20 protein-coding genes are annotated in these 18,969 nt (G+C 36.7%); 15 read left to right on the top strand and 5 right to left on the bottom strand.

Going from position 1 to position 18,969, the window contains the following annotated elements:
• Window positions 1-2 precede the first annotated feature (2 nt).
• The 3 genes from fliP to Q1553_RS03240 are packed head-to-tail and all read right to left on the bottom strand — an operon-like array spanning window position 3 to window position 2,458.
• The gene (fliP, locus tag Q1553_RS03250; RefSeq protein ID WP_115552182.1) at window positions 3-755 is read right to left on the bottom strand and encodes a flagellar type III secretion system pore protein FliP; all 753 of its coding nucleotides are present in this window, start codon (window positions 753-755) and stop codon (window positions 3-5) included.
• Entirely contained in the window at window positions 756-1,682 is a 927-nt protein-coding gene (locus Q1553_RS03245) for an OmpA family protein (protein WP_115552181.1), read from the bottom strand.
• Between the two features lie 11 nt (window positions 1,683-1,693).
• The gene (locus Q1553_RS03240; protein ID WP_115552180.1) at window positions 1,694-2,458 is read right to left on the bottom strand and encodes a MotA/TolQ/ExbB proton channel family protein; all 765 of its coding nucleotides are present in this window, start codon (window positions 2,456-2,458) and stop codon (window positions 1,694-1,696) included.
• Between the two features lie 131 nt (window positions 2,459-2,589).
• Between Q1553_RS03240 and glmU the strand changes: the two genes are divergently transcribed.
• The 7 genes from glmU (at window position 2,590) to Q1553_RS03205 (ending at window position 9,891) form a co-directional block, all read left to right on the top strand.
• Complete coding sequence (gene glmU / locus Q1553_RS03235) at window positions 2,590-3,897, top strand: bifunctional UDP-N-acetylglucosamine diphosphorylase/glucosamine-1-phosphate N-acetyltransferase GlmU (RefSeq protein ID WP_115550608.1); 1,308 nt, start codon at window positions 2,590-2,592, stop codon at window positions 3,895-3,897.
• Between the two features lie 36 nt (window positions 3,898-3,933).
• Entirely contained in the window at window positions 3,934-4,131 is a 198-nt protein-coding gene (gene thiS / locus Q1553_RS03230) for a sulfur carrier protein ThiS (RefSeq protein WP_115550609.1), read from the top strand.
• An 80-nt stretch (window positions 4,132-4,211) separates the two neighbouring features.
• On the top strand, window positions 4,212-5,222 hold the full coding sequence (gene argC / locus Q1553_RS03225; protein ID WP_300697124.1) for an N-acetyl-gamma-glutamyl-phosphate reductase: 1,011 nt from the start codon (window positions 4,212-4,214) through the stop codon (window positions 5,220-5,222).
• Window positions 5,223-5,236: 14 nt separating this feature from the next.
• Window positions 5,237-5,998, top strand: coding sequence for a metallophosphoesterase (locus tag Q1553_RS03220; RefSeq protein WP_115550611.1), 762 nt, complete (start codon window positions 5,237-5,239; stop codon window positions 5,996-5,998).
• Between the two features lie 49 nt (window positions 5,999-6,047).
• Window positions 6,048-6,953, top strand: coding sequence for a chemotaxis protein CheV (locus Q1553_RS03215; protein WP_220271593.1), 906 nt, complete (start codon window positions 6,048-6,050; stop codon window positions 6,951-6,953).
• Window positions 6,954-6,985: 32 nt separating this feature from the next.
• Window positions 6,986-9,400, top strand: a complete 2,415-nt coding sequence (locus tag Q1553_RS03210) for a chemotaxis protein CheW (RefSeq protein WP_298496925.1) — start codon at window positions 6,986-6,988, stop codon at window positions 9,398-9,400.
• Window positions 9,400-9,891: a chemotaxis protein CheW gene (locus Q1553_RS03205; RefSeq protein WP_115550614.1), complete on the top strand. Its 492-nt coding sequence runs from the start codon at window positions 9,400-9,402 to the stop codon at window positions 9,889-9,891. Before Q1553_RS03210 ends, Q1553_RS03205 begins: the two co-directional genes overlap by 1 nt.
• A gap of 139 nt (window positions 9,892-10,030) precedes the next feature.
• Here the strand turns inward: Q1553_RS03205 and Q1553_RS03200 are convergent, their stop codons facing one another.
• A complete protein-coding gene (locus Q1553_RS03200; protein ID WP_300842747.1) occupies window positions 10,031-10,915 on the bottom strand; it encodes an NAD(P)H-dependent glycerol-3-phosphate dehydrogenase in 885 nt (294 codons plus the stop codon).
• 122 nt (window positions 10,916-11,037) lie between these two features.
• On the opposite strand from Q1553_RS03200, the gene fliI reads away from it, so the two are divergent.
• The 7 genes from fliI to Q1553_RS03165 all read left to right on the top strand — a co-directional run bounded on the left by fliI (window position 11,038) and on the right by Q1553_RS03165 (window position 17,419).
• Complete coding sequence (gene fliI / locus Q1553_RS03195; protein WP_115550616.1) at window positions 11,038-12,336, top strand: flagellar protein export ATPase FliI; 1,299 nt, start codon at window positions 11,038-11,040, stop codon at window positions 12,334-12,336.
• Window positions 12,337-12,462: 126 nt separating this feature from the next.
• On the top strand, window positions 12,463-12,780 hold the full coding sequence (gene trxA / locus Q1553_RS03190) for a thioredoxin (protein ID WP_115550617.1): 318 nt from the start codon (window positions 12,463-12,465) through the stop codon (window positions 12,778-12,780).
• A 42-nt stretch (window positions 12,781-12,822) separates the two neighbouring features.
• On the top strand, window positions 12,823-13,314 hold the full coding sequence (locus tag Q1553_RS03185) for a hypothetical protein (protein ID WP_115550618.1): 492 nt from the start codon (window positions 12,823-12,825) through the stop codon (window positions 13,312-13,314).
• 3 nt (window positions 13,315-13,317) lie between these two features.
• Window positions 13,318-14,256, top strand: a complete 939-nt coding sequence (gene trxB / locus Q1553_RS03180; protein WP_300691645.1) for a thioredoxin-disulfide reductase — start codon at window positions 13,318-13,320, stop codon at window positions 14,254-14,256.
• Window positions 14,257-14,268: 12 nt separating this feature from the next.
• The gene (gene dapB, locus Q1553_RS03175) at window positions 14,269-15,036 is read left to right on the top strand and encodes a 4-hydroxy-tetrahydrodipicolinate reductase (protein ID WP_115550620.1); all 768 of its coding nucleotides are present in this window, start codon (window positions 14,269-14,271) and stop codon (window positions 15,034-15,036) included.
• Between the two features lie 45 nt (window positions 15,037-15,081).
• Window positions 15,082-16,446, top strand: a complete 1,365-nt coding sequence (gene purF, locus Q1553_RS03170; protein ID WP_115550913.1) for an amidophosphoribosyltransferase — start codon at window positions 15,082-15,084, stop codon at window positions 16,444-16,446.
• 19 nt (window positions 16,447-16,465) lie between these two features.
• A complete protein-coding gene (locus tag Q1553_RS03165; RefSeq protein ID WP_297600315.1) occupies window positions 16,466-17,419 on the top strand; it encodes a TIGR01212 family radical SAM protein in 954 nt (317 codons plus the stop codon).
• Window positions 17,420-17,427: 8 nt separating this feature from the next.
• On the opposite strand, the gene Q1553_RS03160 is transcribed toward Q1553_RS03165, so the two are convergent.
• On the bottom strand, window positions 17,428-18,351 hold the full coding sequence (locus tag Q1553_RS03160; RefSeq protein ID WP_115550914.1) for a tRNA-dihydrouridine synthase: 924 nt from the start codon (window positions 18,349-18,351) through the stop codon (window positions 17,428-17,430).
• A 120-nt stretch (window positions 18,352-18,471) separates the two neighbouring features.
• On the opposite strand from Q1553_RS03160, the gene Q1553_RS03155 reads away from it, so the two are divergent.
• Window positions 18,472-18,801 (top strand): DUF5666 domain-containing protein, encoded by a 330-nt coding sequence (locus tag Q1553_RS03155; protein WP_115550622.1) that lies wholly within the window; start codon window positions 18,472-18,474, stop codon window positions 18,799-18,801.
• The last annotated feature ends 168 nt before the right edge of the window (window positions 18,802-18,969 follow it).

Below are 18,969 nucleotides of genomic sequence, written 5' to 3'. Positions count from 1 at the left end.
TGCTACCGAAAACTTTGCACTAGATTCATCGTCAGCAGGTTAAAGCCATCTACTAGAATGAAAACAAGAATCTTGAAAGGCAATGAAATCATTGTTGGAGGTAACATCATCATTCCCATTGCCATAAGAATGGAGCTGATGACCATATCAATAACTAAAAAGGGCAAATAAAGTAAGAATCCAATTTGAAAGGCGGTTTTCATTTCGCTAATAATAAAAGCGGGCAAGGCAATGCTTAGTGGCACATCTTGCGCACTTTGAGGGTTTTCAATATTACGAATACGATAAAATAATGCTAAATCTTTGGGGCGCGTGTTGCGAATCATAAAATCTTTAAAAGGTTGAGAAGCGCGCAAAAAGGCTTCATCATAAGGAATCTCTTTGGCAATATAGGGGGCTATGCCTTGATTGTAACCCTCTTTGGCGACAGGTTCCATAATAAAAAATGTCAAAATTAAGGCAAAAGAGACTAATAGTTGCGTAGGAGGGGATTGTTGTGTTCCCATTGCAGTCCGCAAAAAAGCAAGCACAACAAGGATTCTAGCAAAGCTTGTTGCCATTAGGATTAAAGAAGGTGCTAAAACAAGTAGAGTTAAAACGACAACAATATTGAGTGTTGTAACCAAATCACCTGGTTCTGTCGGTGCGGTGAGTGTTAAATCTACGGTTGGAATCGTAGGGCTTTGAGGCAACTGCGGCGGTGCTGCAAAAAGCGAGAGCACACTAAAAAACAAAATAAATAAGAGTCGTCCCACTTAAGATTTCCTTGTTAAAAATACCAAAGCATAAGGATTTGTGTTAAAACGTTGAGATTGAATTGTGCGATTTTGTAGAATTTCATTTTCTTGCGTGTTGGATTCTTGGTTTGGCGCGATTTCTTGGGTCTTTTTTTCTTGTTGGTTAATATTTTGTTGAATCGTTCTATCCAAGATATTTTGTGTTTTATGCAAAAGTTTATCATCAGGATAAAATCTAAATTCTACGCGTCGGTTGCTTGAACGATTCTCTTCGCTTGTGTTTGGGACAATAAAATTGCTTGCTCCATTTCCAAGAGAAGTAAGTTTTTTGGGATTGACTTTATTTTCTATCAAGATTTTAGAAACACTCAATGCTCTAAGTGCGCTTAAGCCCATATCGTCTTTATATTTCGTTGTAGGAGTGATTGGAGAATTATCGGTGTAGCCAATTACATCCGCGTGTAAATTAGCAGGCATTTTTTGTAAAATCAATGCAAGTCTTTTGAGGAATAGAATTTCCTCTTCGTTATAGAGTGTTGTTTCGCCTTTTTCAAATAGCAATTTACCGCTAAAACGCAAAATAAAGCCCTCACTCCCATCATCTACGATATTAGATGGTCCCAAAGAGACGCGGACATTTTCTTTGAAATCCAAAATCTCACTTTCAATTTTTTTGACTTCTTCCGCACTTTCTGGCTCTGTTGTCATATCGGCTTGTTGTTGGATTCTTGTATTGTCTGGCTCGGTTTTGATTCCTCCGCTTAGCAAAGACATTGCGCCTTTCATACTTCCTTCTGCTTCTGTGAGTTTTTTGGCATCAAAAGTTACCATAGAAAGAATCAAAATAAAAAATGTCAGAATGAGTGTAACCATATCCCCATAAGTTCCTAACCAAAGAGGCAAAACTTGAGGGCAATCACAAGGTGGGCAGCGAGTTTTTCCCATTTATCAAGACTCTATTCAAATTGACTAACGCGTTGATTGGGTGGCAAGAATGTCAGCAACTTCGCTTCAAGCGCACGTGGGTTGTCTCCCGCTTGAATAGACATAATCCCTTCAATGATTAATAGTTTCACCAATGCTTCATCGGCGGCACGCACTTTGAGGATATTTGCAATCGGTGAGCCTACAACATTTCCAACAAATGAGCCATAAAATGTAGTGAGCAAGGCAACAGCCATCGCAGGTCCAATAGAAGCTGGGTCAGACATATTCAAAAGCATCGCAACAAGCCCGATGAGCGTTCCGAGCATTCCATAAGAACCCGCAAATGCTGCCCAAGTATCAAAAATACCTGCATTGTCTTTGTGTCTTTCAAGCGTCCTGTCCATATCGGTTTCTAGCAAATCCCGAATGCTATCAGGCTCTGCGCCGTCAATCGCCATATTTAATCCACGTTTTAAAAATTCATTTTCTTCCTGATTGGATTGCTGCTCTAGCGAAAGGATTCCATCACGTCTTGCTTGTGTGGAATAATCTACAAGTTTTTTGATGAGTCCCGGAACATCAAAAGTTTGAGGTTTAAAAGCAATCATAAAGTAAGTGAAAAACTTTTTCATACTTTCCATTTTGTAGGCAATCAATAAGCTTGTGATAGAGCCTCCAACAGTAATGAGAATAGAGGGAACATCAAGGTAGGGTGCAATCCCTACACCAAGCGCCATTGCTGTGCCTAAAAGTATAAGTGATAACGAAATCCCTGCAACTGACCCTAAATCCATATTTGTGCTTCCTTACAAAATAGAAAATTAAACCTTAAAGAAAATAACTTTTTTGATTTTAAAATAAAAATTTTAAACTTTATTGTGTTAAAATTTGTTTAAATTATCTTTAAAAGTGGAATCTTTAGCTTATGAATAAAAACTCCTTATCCATTGTAATTTTAGCGGCTGGTAAAGGCACGCGTATGAAGTCTAATACTCCTAAAGTCTTACATAGAATTTGTGGGCGTGAAATGCTATATTATAGCATTAAGGAATCTCTGAAGTTAAGCAATGATGTTTGTGTGATTTTGGGTTTTGAAGCAGAACGGATTAAAGAAAAAATGCAAGAATATTTTGGAGATAAAATCCGCTTTTTATACCAAGATTTGGTAGATTTTCCCGGAACAGGTGGAGCGCTTAAAGGTTATTTACCAAAATATAAGAAAGTTTTGGTTTTAAATGGTGATATGCCTTTGGTGCAAGCAGAGGAATTGTCAAAATTTATGCACTTGGATTCTGAAGTTGTGATGAGTGTGCTTGATTTGCCTAATACAAATGGTTATGGACGTGTTGTTATTCGCGAGAATCAAGTGCAAGAAATTATAGAAGAAAAAGATGCGAATGCGGAAATTCTGGCACTTCACACATTAAATGCTGGGGTTTATTGTTTTAACCGCGAAATTTTAGAATCTTATCTGCCGCGTTTGGATAATAATAATGCACAAAAAGAATATTATTTGACAGATATTATTGCACTTGCAAGAAGGGATTCTGTAACTATTATGCCTTTATTTGTGGAGATTACAAATTTTAAAGGCGTAAATGATAAATTAGACCTTGCGAGAGCGGAAGAAATTTTGGGCGATCGCATCAAGGAATCTTGGATAAAAAAAGGTGTTTTAATGTGTTTGCCTAATACAATTTATATTGAAGAGGGCGTGGAATTTGTCGGTGAATGTGTAGTGGAAAATGGTGTCCGTATTTGTGGGGATTCTAAAATCATTCATTCCCATATTAAGGCACAAAGCATTATAGAATCTAGTATTATAGAATCTAGTGATGTGGGACCTTTAGCGCATTTGCGTCCTCAAAGCGTGATAAAAAATACGCATATTGGAAACTTTGTAGAAGTAAAAAAATCCCAATTAGAGAGCGTCAAGGCAGGACATTTAAGTTATATTGGAGATAGTGAAATAGGAAGCGGTACGAATATTGGTGCGGGCTTTATTACTTGTAATTACAATGGCAAGAGTAAGCATAAAACAATAATTGGTAAAAATGTATTTATCGGGAGTGATTCGCAAGCAGTAGCACCTGTGGTGATTGAAGATGATTGTCTCATTGGTGCTGGAAGCACGATAAGACGGAATCTCAAAAAAGGCGAACTCTTTGTTACGCGTGGAGAAGAAGTGAGTAAAGCGGGATTTTTTTATAAATTTTTCAATAAAAAATCATAGAATTACACATTAAATTATTTTTGAAAGAAGTGGAAAATGCAAATTAAACTTAATGGAAATATTATTCATACAGAATCCAAAAATGTTTTGGAGTTGTTGCAGGAATATAAAATAGAAACAAAAAGTGTAGCTGTTGCGATTAATCTTGAAATTGTCAAACAAGAGAAGTGGGATTCCTTTCTTTTAAAAGAAAACGATATTATAGAATGTCTTACCTTTATGGGTGGTGGATAAAGAATCTAACATTGAAAGCCTTAAAAGCAGAAAGATAATTCTAAAGTAAATAAAAATCAGTTCAATTAAAAGGGAGAATAATGAAAATTAAAACTTCTATTGTTGGAGTCAGTGGCTATACAGGATTGGAGCTTGTAAAGCTCTTGATTCACCACCCTGTATTTGAACTGAATGCAGTATATGCTAGCGAGAATCATCAAGAATTATCCGCTTTACATTGTTGTTTAAAAGATGTAATAAAATTACCTGTATCGGAAGCAAATTTGACACAAATTGCACAAGAAAGTGAATTGGTTTTTCTTGCCTTACCACACCAAAAAGCAATGGAATATGTTAAAGGGCTTTATGATAAGGGTGTTAAAATTGTAGATTTGTCGGCGGATTATCGTTTGAGTTTAGAAAAATATGAGGAGAATTATTGCACTCATTTGGATAAAGAGAATCTAAAAAATGCAGTTTATGGGTTACCTGAATATAATCGCTCACAAATTGCCAAAACAAGCTTGGTTGCTAATCCGGGCTGTTACCCCACAGCTTCTTTATTGGCGATTCTGCCTTTTATTCCTTATTTGGATTTGAATCATACACTTTATATTGATGCAAAAAGTGGAGTAAGTGGAGCAGGAAAAAAGTTAGCGCAAACTTCTCATTTTGTAACGATTAATGAGAATCTTTTTGCATATTCTCCTATCAATCATCGTCATTCTTCTGAAATTAATGAGCAATTAAAAAAGCTTGGTAAGGAGAATCTAAAGGCACTTTTTGTGCCACATTTGATTCCGCTTACACGCGGTATGTTAGTGTCTGTTTATGCGCGTTTAAAAGAGCCGATAGAGACATTAGAGATTTTGCAAACCAAATACAATAATGAACCATTTGTTCGTGTTAGGAGGACTTGCTCCCAAATTAAAAATGTTGCAGGCACACATTTTTGTGATATTTTTGCTAAAACCGATGGCTTGGATTTATTTATTACTTCAAGTATTGACAATCTCTTGCGCGGTGCAAGCTCCCAAGCACTTGCGAATGCTAATTTAATGTTTGGGTTAGAAGAATCCTTAGGATTACCACAAATTGCATATGCTCCTTAGCATTTAAAAACAAAATGATACAAGAGAAATTCATCATTCAAGAAGGGGCGATTTTTATTGCCGATTCACATCATCATAGTCTTTACCAAAATACATTGGATTCTGCGTTTCAAGAGCTTTTGCAATTTTCTAGTCGGCAGATTTTTCTTATGGGAGATATTTTTGATTTTTTAGTTGGCAGTGTCCAGCAATCTTTGAGAGATAATCAAAAAACACTTGAGCTGTTAGAGCAGTTATCTTTCAAGCACAAAATTTATTATTTTGAAGGGAATCACGATTTTTTATTATCACAAATTCCTCATTTTAAAAATATTTGTTATTTTCCATTGAATGTCCAACCTGTTTGTTTTGACTTTGGAGGAAAGAAAGCTTATTTAGCACACGGAGATATATTTTTGAATTGGCAGTACTCATTTTATACTAAAATGATCCGCCAACATTTTTTTATTAAATTTTTAGATTTTTTTTCTTTTTTTCTGTATCCTCAAATTTTGCATTATTTACAAAACAAAAAGAAGCAAAAAAAAATGACAAAAAATACAAATAAATCACTTATTGATGGCGATAAATTAGCATTTTTACGCATTAATAAATATAAAAAAAACTTAAATATTTCAAACGATTCCTATATTGTAGAGGGGCATTTTCATTGGGGTAAAAATGTAAAATTTCATCAAATGAATTACATTGGGTTACCTTTTTTTGCTTGTAAAAAAAAGTATTTTGTTGTAGAATATACAAATTATTGTTTATCCTTAATTGAAAAGGAGTTATGAGGTGTCAAACTTTGAACGTGATGATACTCTAAAAGTTGGAACCAACGAAATGGAGTTGGTGGATTTTAGAATTCATAAACTTGAAAAAGGTAAATTGTATGAGGGGATTTACGGAATTAATGTTGCAAAAGTTAATGAAATAATCCGCTTGCCAGAACTTACAGAGTTGCCGGGAGTGCCTGACTATATAGAGGGAATCTTTGATTTGCGAGGGGTTGTTATACCAGTGATTAACCTTGCAAAATGGATGAATGTTGAAGTTCCTAAGAATAAAAAAATTAAACCACGTGTGATTATTGCGGAATTTAATAATATTATGATAGGTTTTATTGTGCATGAGGCAAAACGGATTCGTAGAATTAGTTGGAAAGACATTGAGCCAGCGCACTTTAGTTCTTCTATAGAAGCTAATATGGATAAAAGTAAAATCACAGGTGTTACAAGGATTGAGGGAGACCAAGTCTTGTTGGTTTTGGATTTAGAAAGCATTGTGCAAGATTTAGGATTCTATCATCCTGAAATGAGTGCAGAACGTTCGTATAATAAATTTAGTGGATTAGCTCTTGTGCTTGATGATAGCGCGATTGCTAGAAAAATCTTAAAAGAGTTTTTAGAGAAAATGGGCTTTGATGTAGCAGAAGCAAACAATGGAGAAGCGGGACTTCAAAAGCTTAATAAACTTTATGAAAATTATGGAGATAATCTAATTTCGCAACTTAAGATTATCATTTCAGATATTGAAATGCCTCAAATGGACGGATTCCACTTTGCAGCTAAAGTGAAAGAAGACCCAAGATTTGCCAAGATTCCAATTGTTTTTAGCTCTTCTATTAGTGATAGGTTTAGTGAGAGTAGAGGTAAAGAGGCGGGGGCAGAATCTTATCTTGTGAAATTTGATGGAAATAAATTTCACGATGAAATTACAAGAATTGTCAATAAATACAGCAGTAATTAGTGTAAATTTTATTTTTAAGGAAAGGTATAATTATGGATGAAATGCAAGAGATACTAGAGGATTTTCTAATTGAAGCGTTTGAAATGGTTGAGCAACTTGACCAAGATTTGGTGGAATTAGAAAATAACCCTGATGATTTAGATCTATTAAATAGAATCTTTAGGGTAGCTCATACCATTAAGGGTTCCGGTTCATTTTTGAATTTCTCAGTGCTAACACATTTAACACATCATATGGAAGATGTATTAAACAAAGCAAGACATGGTGAATTAGCAATTACTCCAGATATTATGGATGTGGTTTTGGAATCTATTGACTTTATGAAAAAATTATTAAATGCAATTAGAGACACAGGAACAGATGCCAATACAGGTTTAGATGGTGATATTGCAGGTGTAGTTGAGAGATTAGATGCAATTTCAAAAGGTGAAACTCCACAAGCTGCAGCAGCTCCAGCAGAAGCACCTGCGGCAGTCCCACAAGCTCCAGCACCAGAGCCAGCCGCAGATGAGCCAGAGCCAGACTATGCCAATATGTCTCCTGAAGAAGTGGAAAAAGAGATTGAAAGATTGCTTAATAAACGACAAGAAGAGGATAAGAAAAAACGCGAAGAAAAACGTGCAAAAGGTGAATTAGGTGATGTGCAAGCACCGGGAGAAGTTGGAGAAGCAGCTGCTCCTGCCGCTCCTAAACCAGCACCTGCAGCTACACCCAAACCTGCAGCTGCTGCTGCGCCAAAGCCAGCTCCTGCTAAACCAGCTGCAAAACCTCGTTCAGGAGGTGAGGAAAGCAAGGCACCAGCTACTGCTATGGAACAAACGATTCGCGTAGATGTTAAACGTCTTGATAGTTTGATGAATCTAATTGGTGAGCTTGTTCTTGGTAAAAACCGACTGATTAAAATCTATAATGATGTGGAAGAGCGCTATGAGGGAGAAAAATTTTTAGAAGAGCTCAATCAGGTTGTTGCAAGTGTATCTATGGTAACTACGGATATTCAACTTGCAGTTATGAAAACAAGAATGTTGCCAATCGGTAGGGTGTTTAATAAGTTCCCTCGTATGGTGCGCGACCTTTCAAGAGACCTTGGTAAAGAAATAGACTTGGTTATCAGTGGAGAGGAGACAGAGCTTGATAAGTCTATTGTAGAGGAAATTGGCGACCCATTAGTGCATTTGATTAGAAATGCGTGCGACCACGGTGTAGAATCCAAAGAGGATAGAGCTGCAGCAGGTAAGCCAGAGAAAGGAACGGTTGAGCTTAAAGCTTATAATGAAGGGAATCATATTGTTGTAGAAATTAAAGACGATGGCAAGGGAATGGATCCAGATGTATTGCGTTCTAAAGCCGTAGAAAAGGGTCTTATTAGTGAGCGTGAAGCGGATTCTATGGCAGACAAAGAAGCTTATGGATTAATTTTTAGAGCGGGATTTTCAACTGCTAAAGTCGTTACCAATGTAAGTGGGCGCGGGGTAGGAATGGATGTTGTTAAAACCAATATTGAAAAACTTAATGGTATTATTGATGTAGAGAGTGTTCATGGCGAAGGCACTACTTTGAAGCTCAAAATTCCTCTTACTTTGGCAATTATTCAATCTTTGCTTGTTGGTGTGCAAGAAGAATTTTACGCAATTCCTCTTGCTTCAGTTATTGAGACAGTTAGAATTTCGCAAGATGAAATCTATACAGTGGAAAACAAAAGTGTTTTACGCTTAAGAAATGAAGTATTGCCACTTGTGCGTTTAGCAGATATTTTTGGTGTGGATTCTGTTTTTGATGATTCAGAACAAGCCTATGTTGTTGTGATTGGTTTGGCAGAAAACAAAATTGGTATTATTGTGGATTTCCTTATCGGACAAGAAGAAGTTGTTATTAAATCTTTAGGTTCTTATTTGAAAGGAACTGAAGGAATTGCAGGTGCAACAATTCGCGGCGATGGTAGAGTAACATTGATTGTGGATATTGCAGCAATGATGCAAATGGCAAAACAAGTCAAAGTGAGTATTAATAAACTCAAAGAAGAAAGTGATACAAAACGTGAGAAAACTTCTCCAAGTGATTATCAAGTCTTAATTGTGGATGATTCTATGACGGATAGAGCAATAATGAAAAAATCTTTAAAGCCGTTAGGCATCACTTTAACGGAAGCGACAAATGGTGTTGAGGCATTGGACATTATTAAAAATGGTGATAAACATTTTGATGCTGTTTTGATTGACATTGAAATGCCTAAAATGGACGGCTATACACTAGCAGCAGAGATTCGTAAATATGCTAAGTTTAAAAATTTACCACTTATGGCAGTTACAAGCCGAACTAGTAAAACCGATAGAATGCGTGGTGTAGAATCAGGAATGACAGAATATATTACGAAACCTTATTCGCCAGAATATTTGATGAATGTTGTCAAACGAAATATTAACCTAACTGTGGAGGTAACAGAATAATGAGTAATCAATTACAAGACGTTTTACAAAAACAACAAGAACAAAAAAAGCCACCTGTTGAGACAGAAAATGTCATTCAGCTCGTTGCCTTTGTGGTTGGTTCAGAAGAATATGCAGTGCCAATTCTAAGTATTCAAGAGATTATTAAACCCTTAGAATATACAAGAGTACCTGGAGTGCCTAATTATGTGCTTGGTGTGTTTAATATGCGTGGATGGGTTGTTCCATTAATTAACTTGCGCCTAAAATTTGGCTTGCCTTACGAAAAACCAACAGAAGACACGCGTTATATTGTGATTCGTAATCAAGAAGAACGTGCCGGATTTGTTATTGATAGATTAACAGAGGCAGTGCGAATTAGAGAATCTGATATTGACCCAACACCAGAGACAATCAGTCAAGATGAAAGCTTGATTTATGGTGTCGGTAAAAGAGACGATAGAATCATTACTATTTTGCGTCCAGAAGAGTTGTTGAAACGCACTTTCTAATATTTTGCCCTTTTTTGGGCTTTGATAGATTTACACTCAATTTTATTTGAGTGCGTTTAACTCTTTTATAATCTGCTAAATTTTTTCAAATTTTTTAATTTTTATTAAATTTATATTTTTTCTTGTATTTTGATTTTTGTTAGCTTTTCATTAAATCACTCAAGCTTTGTTTTGGACTCTTTCCATCTATGATTAATGCGACTTCTTGGGCGATAGGTGTGTAGATTCCATATTTTTGGCTCATTAAGTAAATTTCTTTAGAAGTTTTTACTCCTTCTGCTACTTCCCCAATCTCTTCTAAGACAGCCATTAGAGATTTGCCCGATGCTAATCCGATTCCAACACGAAAATTGCGTGAGAGCATTGAGTTGGCAGTCAAAAATAAATCGCCTGCACCAGATAAACCTAAAAATGTGGAATCTTTAGCCCCAAAGTATTTTCCAAAACGTGTCATTTCTACAAGTCCTCGTGCCACAAGTGAAGAGCGTGCGTTGTTTCCAAGTTTCATTCCTTCACAGATTCCACTTGCAATTGCAATGACATTTTTGTATGCTCCCCCGATTTCACCTCCTATGACATCATTGCACGCATAGGGTTTGATAAAATTCGGAAACAATTGTAACCATTCTTTGGCATAATGAATTTCTTTGGAATGGATATTTAATGCACAAGGAAGAGAATCTTGCACTTCTTTGGCAAAGCTTGGTCCAGCCAAGAAGCAAAGTTTGCTTTGAGGATAGAAAGATTCAAAAATCTCACTCACGAATTGTCCTTGTGCAATTCCTTTGGAGGCAACTAGAATTTTAGAATTTGCTGGTAGGGGTGAGGTTGCAAGCCAAGAATGTAAAGCGGAACTCGCAATCGCAACAATAAAAAATTCACTCTCTTGTGCGGCTTGTGATGAAATTTGCGATTCTATTCCTAAATTTTTACGCGAAACAATGGAGCAATGATTTGTTTTGCTAAAGGCGAGATGTAGGGCTCTTCCCCAAGCTCCACCGCCAAATACACTGATTTTTGGCATTTTTATCCTTTTAAGGTAAAACTAAATAAAAGAAAACTAATTTTAATTCTTTGAAGTTATAATTTTAGTAAAAATATATTAAAATTTCACTTCGTTGAAATCAAAACAAAAGAGCCTTAATAATGTCCCTACAAAATCTAAAAGAGCGTTTAAATGGTTTAAATTTATCCCCCGCATTTGGTTTAATTATTAAAGTAGAACAAGGATTTTTATCAGCAGATGGGCTGATTCCGCATATTGGTGATATTGTGCGAATTGTAGGCGAAGACAATAGCGCAATGGGTATGGTTACAGCATTAGAAAAAGATAATTTTAAAATCACCCCCTTTTCATTTATTGAAGGAATGAAAGTGGGAGATAAGGTTTATCTAAACACTCGCGGATTGCAGATTCCTATTGGTCCTGAATTGCTTGGAAGAGTAATTAATCCGTTAGGAGAACCCATAGATGGCAAGGGGACTTTAAAGGCAGAAGGTGCAATGCCCATTATTCGTCCTCCTATTGCAGCAATGCGACGTGGTATGATTGATGAAGTATTTAGTGTAGGTGTGAAAAGTATTGATGGATTATTGACTTGTGGCAAAGGGCAGAAATTAGGAATCTTTGCTGGCAGTGGAGTGGGGAAATCTACTCTTATGGGAATGATTGTACGTGGCGCAACTGCAAAAATTAAAGTGATTGCACTTATTGGAGAGCGTGGTAGAGAAGTGCCAGAGTTTGTGGAGAAAAATTTAGGTGGGGATTTGACAAATACAGTGTTGGTTGTTGCTACGAGTGATGATTCGCCCTTGATGAGAAAATATGGTGCGTTTGCCGCAATGAGTGTTGCAGAATATTTCAAAGCAAAAGGCGAAGATGTTTTATTTATTATGGATTCTGTAACGCGTTTTGCAATGGCGCAAAGAGAAATTGGGCTTGCGCTTGGTGAGCCACCAACAAGCAAGGGCTATCCACCCTCTGTTTTAACGCTTTTGCCTCAATTAATGGAAAGAGCAGGTAAAGAGGAAGGACATGGCTCTATTACGGCATATTTTACGGTATTGGTGGAAGGTGATGATATGAGTGATCCAATTGCAGATCAAAGTAGAAGTATTTTAGATGGACATATTGTATTGGACCGCTCTTTGACAGATTTTGGAATTTACCCCCCGATTAATATTTTAAATTCTGCTTCAAGGTTAATGGGTGATGTAGCGACTGAAGAGCATATAGAGGCAGCAAGGAAGTTTCGTCGCTTATATTCTGCTATCAAAGAAAATGAAGTGTTAATTAGAATTGGAGCTTATCAGGCGGGAAGTGATAAGGATTTAGATGAAGCCATAGCTAAAAAAGAGAAAATGGAAGAATATTTAAAGCAAAGTTATAATGAGGCAATTAGCTATGAAGAGAGCGTGCAACAATTAATAGAAATTATGCAATAAAATTCTCTAGAACAATGAAGGTAAGTAAAAAAATATTTAACTAAAAAGAATCATAAAAGTTTTTATTTTTTAAGTTATTTATCGTATAATTAAACCCATAAAATTTAATATTTTAAGGAGAAAATTATGGCTGGTTATATTGAATTAACAGAGCAAAACTTTGAGGAAATTATCAAAGAAGGCGTTGTAATGGTAGATTTTTGGGCTCCTTGGTGTGGTCCTTGTAGAATGATAGCTCCTGTGATTGACAATCTTGCATCACAATATGCGGGGAAAGCTAAAATTTGTAAAGTCAATACAGACGAACAACAAGAGCTTGCAACAAAATTTGGAATCCGTTCTATCCCAACAATTTTCTTTTATAAGAATGGAGAAAAAGTTGATGAAATGATTGGAGCAGCTTCCGAGCAGGATTTTAAAGACAAACTTGATGGCTTGCTATAAATAAGTGTTTTTAGGATTTTTGGTTGAGAGGGGGTTTTGGGTATGAAAAAATGCTGTCCAGGACTCCCTATTGCTTTTGTTGTTATCTTTGCGATTGGTGCATTTTTGTATTATCAATATGCTTTTACATCTGTTTCAAAAATTAATTTTAATGAGGATTCTTTCTACCAATATCAAGAAAACACAATGAGTCTTTTTGAGCCAAAATCTTCGCAATATAAATTGTGTTTTTATACTTCCTCTACCCCTCAATCTACAGAGTTTTTAAGAAAAAATACGCAAGAAAACATTATTCTTTTAGCACTTGATTTATATCAGCAAGGAAGAAATGCGAAAAAAGATGTTTATAATCTTGTAGAGTTAAGAATCTCAAGTGTTTTAATGTTGAAATTGATTCATGAATTTGATGTGAGAAGATTGCCGCAATGTTTTTTGCTTAATCAAGAAAGTAAAAATTCCAAACTCTATATTTCTTTAAAAGAGAATGGAATTTATAAGTTGGTTAATTTTAAAGAAAATAAAAATAAGGAGTAAAATATGTTAGAGCTAGCTATTATTGGCGGAGGACCTGCTGGGCTTAGTGCAGGTTTGTATGCGACAAGAGGAGGCTTAAAGGAAGTTGTAATGTTTGAAAAAGGTATGCCTGGAGGACAGATTACTTCAAGTAGTGAAATGGAAAATTACCCCGGAGTAGCGGAAGTAAAAAGTGGATTTGATTTTATGATGCCTTGGCAGGAACAATGTTTTAGATTTGGTTTGAAACACGAAATGGCAGAGGTTGTGCGCGTTAAAAGAAAAGAAAATCATTTTGTGGTTGTTTTAAGTAATCAAAAAGAAGTGGAAGCTAAATCTGTGATTGTCGCAACGGGTGGAAGCCCCAAACGTTCAGGAGTTAAAGGTGAAGATGTGTATTGGGGGAAAGGCGTGAGTTCTTGCGCTACTTGCGATGGATTTTTTTATAAAAATAAAGAAGTGGCAGTGCTTGGCGGAGGCGATACAGCAGTGGAGGAATCCATTTATCTTGCCAAAATTTGCTCCAAAGTTACATTAATTCATCGTAGAAATGCGTTCCGCGCTTCTCCTGTTACATTAGAACGCGCGAAAAATGAAGCAAAGATTGAGTTTTTGACTCCTTATGGAATTGAGGAAATTTGCGGTAATGATTCTGGTGTAATAGGGCTAAAATTAAAAAATTTGGAAGAGGAAACTATAAAAGAAATCAAAGTAGATGGAATCTTTGTATTGATTGGATTTAATGTAAATAATTCGGTTTTAATGCAAGAAGATGGCAGTGCAATTTGTGCAACAAATGAATATGGGCAAGCTATCGTGAATCTTAAAATGGAAACAAACATACCGGGCTTGTTTGTTGCAGGTGATTTACGAATAGATGCTCCAAAACAAGTGGTTTGTGCAGCAGCAGATGGTGCGACAGCAGCACTTGGGGCGATTGAATATATTGAACATCATAAGTAAAAAGGAATTTTTATGTTAGGAATTGGAGTCTTTGGTGCTGGCGGACGTGTGGGTAAATTAGTTGTGGATTTGGCAAAAAAAAGCCAAGAGGTAAAGCTAGAGTGTGTTTATGTGCGTAAAGATTTAGATTTCTCTATTGACCCCGGCGTGTTAATTACTGGTGATTTGAAAGTTTTATTAGAAAGTTCTGCTGTGGTTATTGATTTTACGACAGCAGAAGGCACGCGTGCGTTATTGGAAGTGGCTCTTAATAATCCTAAACCCATTGTAATTGGAACAACAGGATTGGAATCCCACCATGAAAATTTAATCAAAGAAGCTTCCAAGAAAATGCCTATTTTATATGCAAGTAATTTATCATTGGGAGTTGCGGTTTTAAATAAAGCGGTTAAATTGGTAGCAAGTGCTTTGAAAGATTTTGATATTGAAATCGTAGAAACCCATCATCACCATAAAAAAGATTCTCCTAGTGGCACTGCTTTGCGTCTTGCTCAAACTTGTGCAAAAGCTAGAAATTTGGAGTTAGATAAGGTGCGCACAAGTGGTAGAAATGGCAATATTGGCGAGCGTCATAAAGATGAAATTGGTGTTATGGCATTGCGCGGAGGAGATGTGGCTGGGATTCATAATGTCGGATTCTATGGCGAAGGAGAGTATTTGGAGCTAATTCATACTGCTACTTCTCGCGCGACTTTCGCACAAGGTGCTATTAAGGCTGCTCTTTGGTTACAAAAACAGCCAAATGGATTATATAGCATTGAAGATTCTTTGGGATTATAAAAAGTGGAAAATCAGATTGGAAATCAAAACTTAACAAGTCAGTCTTTGAAAACTGAATGGAATGAAGAATGTGCGGTAGTGGGTGTTTATAATGCTCAAAATGCTGCAAGCATTGCGTATTATTCTCTTTTTGCTATGCAACATCGTGGGCAGGAAGCGTCTGGAATCGCAACAAGCAATGGTGAGAAAATTATCACTATTAAAAAGAATGGTTTAGTAACGGAAGTTTTCTGTGATGAGACACTGAATAAACTGAAAGGCTTTAGTGCGGTAGGGCACAATCGTTATTCTACTGCAGGGAATGACTCTATTGCTGATGCACAGCCTTTATTTGCGCGTTATGATTTGGGTGAAATTGCGATTGTGCATAATGGTAATCTCACAAATGCGCGTCAAATCCGCGACGAGCTTATCAAAGAGGGAGCGATTTTCCAAAGCTATATGGATACAGAGAATCTTATTCATCTCATTGCAAGAGCGAAACAAGAAAACTTAATAGATAGAATCAAAGAGGCTGTTTTGCGACTTAAAGGTGCATTTTGCTTTGTCATTTTAAGTCGCAAAAAAATGTTTGTGATTCGTGATAGATATGGATTCCGCCCTTTGAGTCTTGGGGAGATTGTTAATTCTGATGGAAGCAAGGGCTATGTTGTTGCGAGTGAAACTTGCGCGTTTGATTTGGTGGGTGCAAAGTATTTGCGTGATGTGGAGCCGGGTGAAATGTTAATCTTTTCAAAAAATGGTATGGAATCGCAAAGTATTATGCTGCCAAATCCTCATCCTTGTGTCTTTGAATATATTTATTTTGCGCGTCCTGATAGCCGAGTATTTGGACGACTTGTTTATGATATTCGCAAGAATATGGGCGAGGAATTAGCAAGAGAGAATCCCGTAGAAGCCGACCTTGTGATTCCTGTGCCTGATAGTGGTGTTGCAGCGGCACTTGGGTATTCTAGGCAAAGCGGGATTCCTTTTGAGCTTGGAATTATTCGCAATCATTATGTGGGAAGGACTTTTATTGAGCCTACACAACAGATTCGTGAGTTGAAGGTGAAGTTAAAATTAAATCCGATTCGTGAGTTAATTGAAAATAAACGCGTGGTTGTGATTGATGATTCTGTGGTGCGTGGGACGACCAGTCGTCAGATTGTGAAGATTTTGCGAGATTGTGGTGCGAAAGAAATCCATATGAAAATTTCTTCTCCGCCAACGATTTCTCCTTGTTATTATGGTGTAGATACTCCAAGCAGAGAGGATTTAATCAGTGCAAAAATGAGCCACCAAGAGGTTTGTCAGTTTATTGGTGCGGATTCTTTGTCCTTTTTGTCCGTTGAGGGATTGAAGCGGAGTATTGGTGTAGAGAATTATCAATATTGTCAAGCCTGTTTTGATGGCAAATATATTGTTTAAGGGTATAAGAGTGAAACAAATGCTAACCTTTGGGCGATATTGCAAACGTAGATTTGGCAAGCGAGTGCGTAAAGTGCCGATTGCTTTGGCGGGCTTTACTTGTCCAAATATTGATGGTAGTGTGGCACGTGGAGGTTGTATTTTTTGTAAAAACGAAAGTTTCTCTCCAACATTGGACAAAGAGCCAAAAGTTGCCCTTAAAATGAATCCCAAAATGAGAGAGAATCCATTGCTGGAAATGCAACTTCAGCAGCTTCAAAATCAATACGATTGGCAGAGTGCTTTTCATCGCAACAAGTTTGGTGTAGAAAAATATATGATTTATTTTCAGTCTTTCACTAATACTTATGCGCCTTTTGAAACTTTAGAAAAGATCTATACTACTGCATTAAGTTTGCCCAATGTCGTAGGAATGTCCATTGGAACACGCACGGATTCTGTGGATTTGAAATTGTTGGATTTTTTGGGTGAATTAGCACACGCAAGAGGGCAAGAGATTTGGGTGGAATATGGAATCCAATCAGTTTATGATGAAACATTGCACTTTATCAATCGTGGGCACGGCACAGAAAATATGGAATATTGGATTAAAGAAAGTAAGAATCGCGGTTTAAAAGCTTGTTCGCATATTATTTATGGATTACCAAAAGAAACAAGAGAGATGATGTTGCATACTTTAGAATCTGTGATTGCTTGGGGAAGTGATGGAATCAAGATTCACCCGCTTTATATCATTGAAAAAACGATTTTAGCAAATCTCTATGAAAAGGGTGAGTATAAGCCTATTTCTTTAAATGATTATATTGATTTGATTGTAGAATCTCTCAAAAGGATTCCGCAAAATGTCGTGATTCATCGTGTGAGTGCTGGAGTGCGTAACGATACACTTCTTGCTCCCAAATGGTGTTTTGATAAAAATATTCAAATGCGTGCGATTCGCAATGCGCTAAGAGAAGCGGGGATTGAATATTGATTTTCACATTAAACCTCAAAGGTTGTGGTGCTAAAGAACTCTAAAATTGCTTCGCGCATTAAGGCTGGATTCGTGATAGTATTTACAAGCGTGCGGAATTCGCTTGCGCCTCTTAAGCCCTTGGAATAAGCGTGCAGATTTTTGCGAAACATAATTACTCCATAGTCTCCACGAAAAGCAATTGTGCGATTAAAGTGTTCTAAACTTACGCGTCGGCGTAAATGAACACTTTCCTCTTGTAGCCCCTCTTTGATTTGCGCAAAAATCCAAGGCTTTTCAACTGCCGCGCGTCCAATCATTATGCCATCAGCTCCTGTGTGCCGCAAGACTTCTTGGCTTTTTTGGACGCTATTGATTTCACCATTTGCAATGAGTGGAACTTGCAAGATTCGTTTCATCAAAGCAATGGAATCATAATCAATCCTTTCTTTTTTGTATCCATCTGCTTTGGTGCGACCATGCACGACAACATAATCAATGGGAGTGTCATTGAGGGCATTTGCGATTTCTAGTGGAATCTTTGTGTTAAATCCTAGCCTTACCTTTACGCTCAAATAAGGAATCTCACTTACTTTTCTAATAAGCCTTAGAATCTCTCTTAGCTTGTTTAAGTCTTTTAATAAAGAGCTTCCACTTCCGTGATTGGAGACTTTTGGTGCAGGGCAACCACAATTTAAATCCAAGATTTGAATATCTTCCTTAAAGGTGTTAAGGGATTCTACTGCACGTGCGATAATGCTCATCTCATTACCTGCAATTTGCAAAGCGAAAGGATTTTCAATAGAGGATTTTTCTACCATTTTTAGTGTTTTTTTGTTTTTAAATGCAAGTGCATGCACGCTAATCATTTCGCTTACGGTAATATCCGCACCAAACTTTTTCACAACTTCGCGGAAAGGCAAATCAGTATAACCTGCTAGAGGAGCTAACATAAGAGTGTTTTGGTTAATAATAGATTCCAAAATAGACCTTTAAAAAATTTGTAGAATCTTAACAAAAAACTAACAATAATTGATTAAAATTTTACCCAATGAATCTCAAAGGAGTTTATAATGAAGTTTAAAAAGTTGTTAGCAGTGTTATTTGGTGTAGCAATTAGTATCCCGGCTTTTGCAGATATGGACATACAAGGACAAATTGTTAGTGTCAATAATGCCAACAAAACAATAACAATTTCCGGAATGAATGGTAGCAATATGGTTGTACAAGTTTTTCCTTATACAAAATTAAAAGGCGATGATTGCGGAGTATTTGGCAATGATACTTATCATAATTTTACAGCTTTAAAACCCGGAATGTTTGTTGAGATTGATGGTTATCCTCAAGGGCAAGTATTTGGAGCACAAGAGATAGAGTGGAAGTGCGGTAGAAGAGCATACTAAGGAATCTCTTATGCGAAAGATTTTAATTGGTTTTATCTCGCTATGCTTGGGTATGTCGGTGTTTGGAGATAGTTTTAAACTAGAGGGAATTATTGCAAGCATAGATAATGAAAAAAAAACCATCATTATAGATTCTGTTTATGGGGATTCTGTGGTGGTGCAAGTTTT

It is taken from the genome of Helicobacter sp. UBA3407, from assembly GCF_949747025.1.
Lineage (GTDB): Bacteria > Campylobacterota > Campylobacteria > Campylobacterales > Helicobacteraceae > Helicobacter_D > Helicobacter_D ganmani.
This window is presented reverse-complemented; position numbering and strand designations above follow the sequence as displayed.

Bases quoted from the DNA above. Each gene is read 5' to 3' on its own strand.
- Q1553_RS03245 (WP_115552181.1), bottom strand. From the start codon at position 1,682: ATGGGAAAAACTCGCTGCCCACCTTGTGATTGCCCTCAAGTTTTGCCT.
- Q1553_RS03240 (WP_115552180.1), bottom strand. From the start codon at position 2,458: ATGGATTTAGGGTCAGTTGCAGGGATTTCGTTATCACTTATACTTTTA.
- glmU (WP_115550608.1), top strand. From the start codon at position 2,590: ATGAATAAAAACTCCTTATCCATTGTAATTTTAGCGGCTGGTAAAGGC.
- thiS (WP_115550609.1), top strand. From the start codon at position 3,934: ATGCAAATTAAACTTAATGGAAATATTATTCATACAGAATCCAAAAAT.
- argC (WP_300697124.1), top strand. From the start codon at position 4,212: ATGAAAATTAAAACTTCTATTGTTGGAGTCAGTGGCTATACAGGATTG.
- Q1553_RS03220 (WP_115550611.1), top strand. From the start codon at position 5,237: ATGATACAAGAGAAATTCATCATTCAAGAAGGGGCGATTTTTATTGCC.
- Q1553_RS03215 (WP_220271593.1), top strand. From the start codon at position 6,048: ATGGAGTTGGTGGATTTTAGAATTCATAAACTTGAAAAAGGTAAATTG.
- Q1553_RS03210 (WP_298496925.1), top strand. From the start codon at position 6,986: ATGGATGAAATGCAAGAGATACTAGAGGATTTTCTAATTGAAGCGTTT.
- Q1553_RS03205 (WP_115550614.1), top strand. From the start codon at position 9,400: ATGAGTAATCAATTACAAGACGTTTTACAAAAACAACAAGAACAAAAA.
- Q1553_RS03200 (WP_300842747.1), bottom strand. From the start codon at position 10,915: ATGCCAAAAATCAGTGTATTTGGCGGTGGAGCTTGGGGAAGAGCCCTA.
- fliI (WP_115550616.1), top strand. From the start codon at position 11,038: ATGTCCCTACAAAATCTAAAAGAGCGTTTAAATGGTTTAAATTTATCC.
- trxA (WP_115550617.1), top strand. From the start codon at position 12,463: ATGGCTGGTTATATTGAATTAACAGAGCAAAACTTTGAGGAAATTATC.
- Q1553_RS03185 (WP_115550618.1), top strand. From the start codon at position 12,823: ATGAAAAAATGCTGTCCAGGACTCCCTATTGCTTTTGTTGTTATCTTT.
- trxB (WP_300691645.1), top strand. From the start codon at position 13,318: ATGTTAGAGCTAGCTATTATTGGCGGAGGACCTGCTGGGCTTAGTGCA.
- dapB (WP_115550620.1), top strand. From the start codon at position 14,269: ATGTTAGGAATTGGAGTCTTTGGTGCTGGCGGACGTGTGGGTAAATTA.
- Q1553_RS03165 (WP_297600315.1), top strand. From the start codon at position 16,466: ATGCTAACCTTTGGGCGATATTGCAAACGTAGATTTGGCAAGCGAGTG.
- Q1553_RS03160 (WP_115550914.1), bottom strand. From the start codon at position 18,351: ATGTTAGCTCCTCTAGCAGGTTATACTGATTTGCCTTTCCGCGAAGTT.
- Q1553_RS03155 (WP_115550622.1), top strand. From the start codon at position 18,472: ATGAAGTTTAAAAAGTTGTTAGCAGTGTTATTTGGTGTAGCAATTAGT.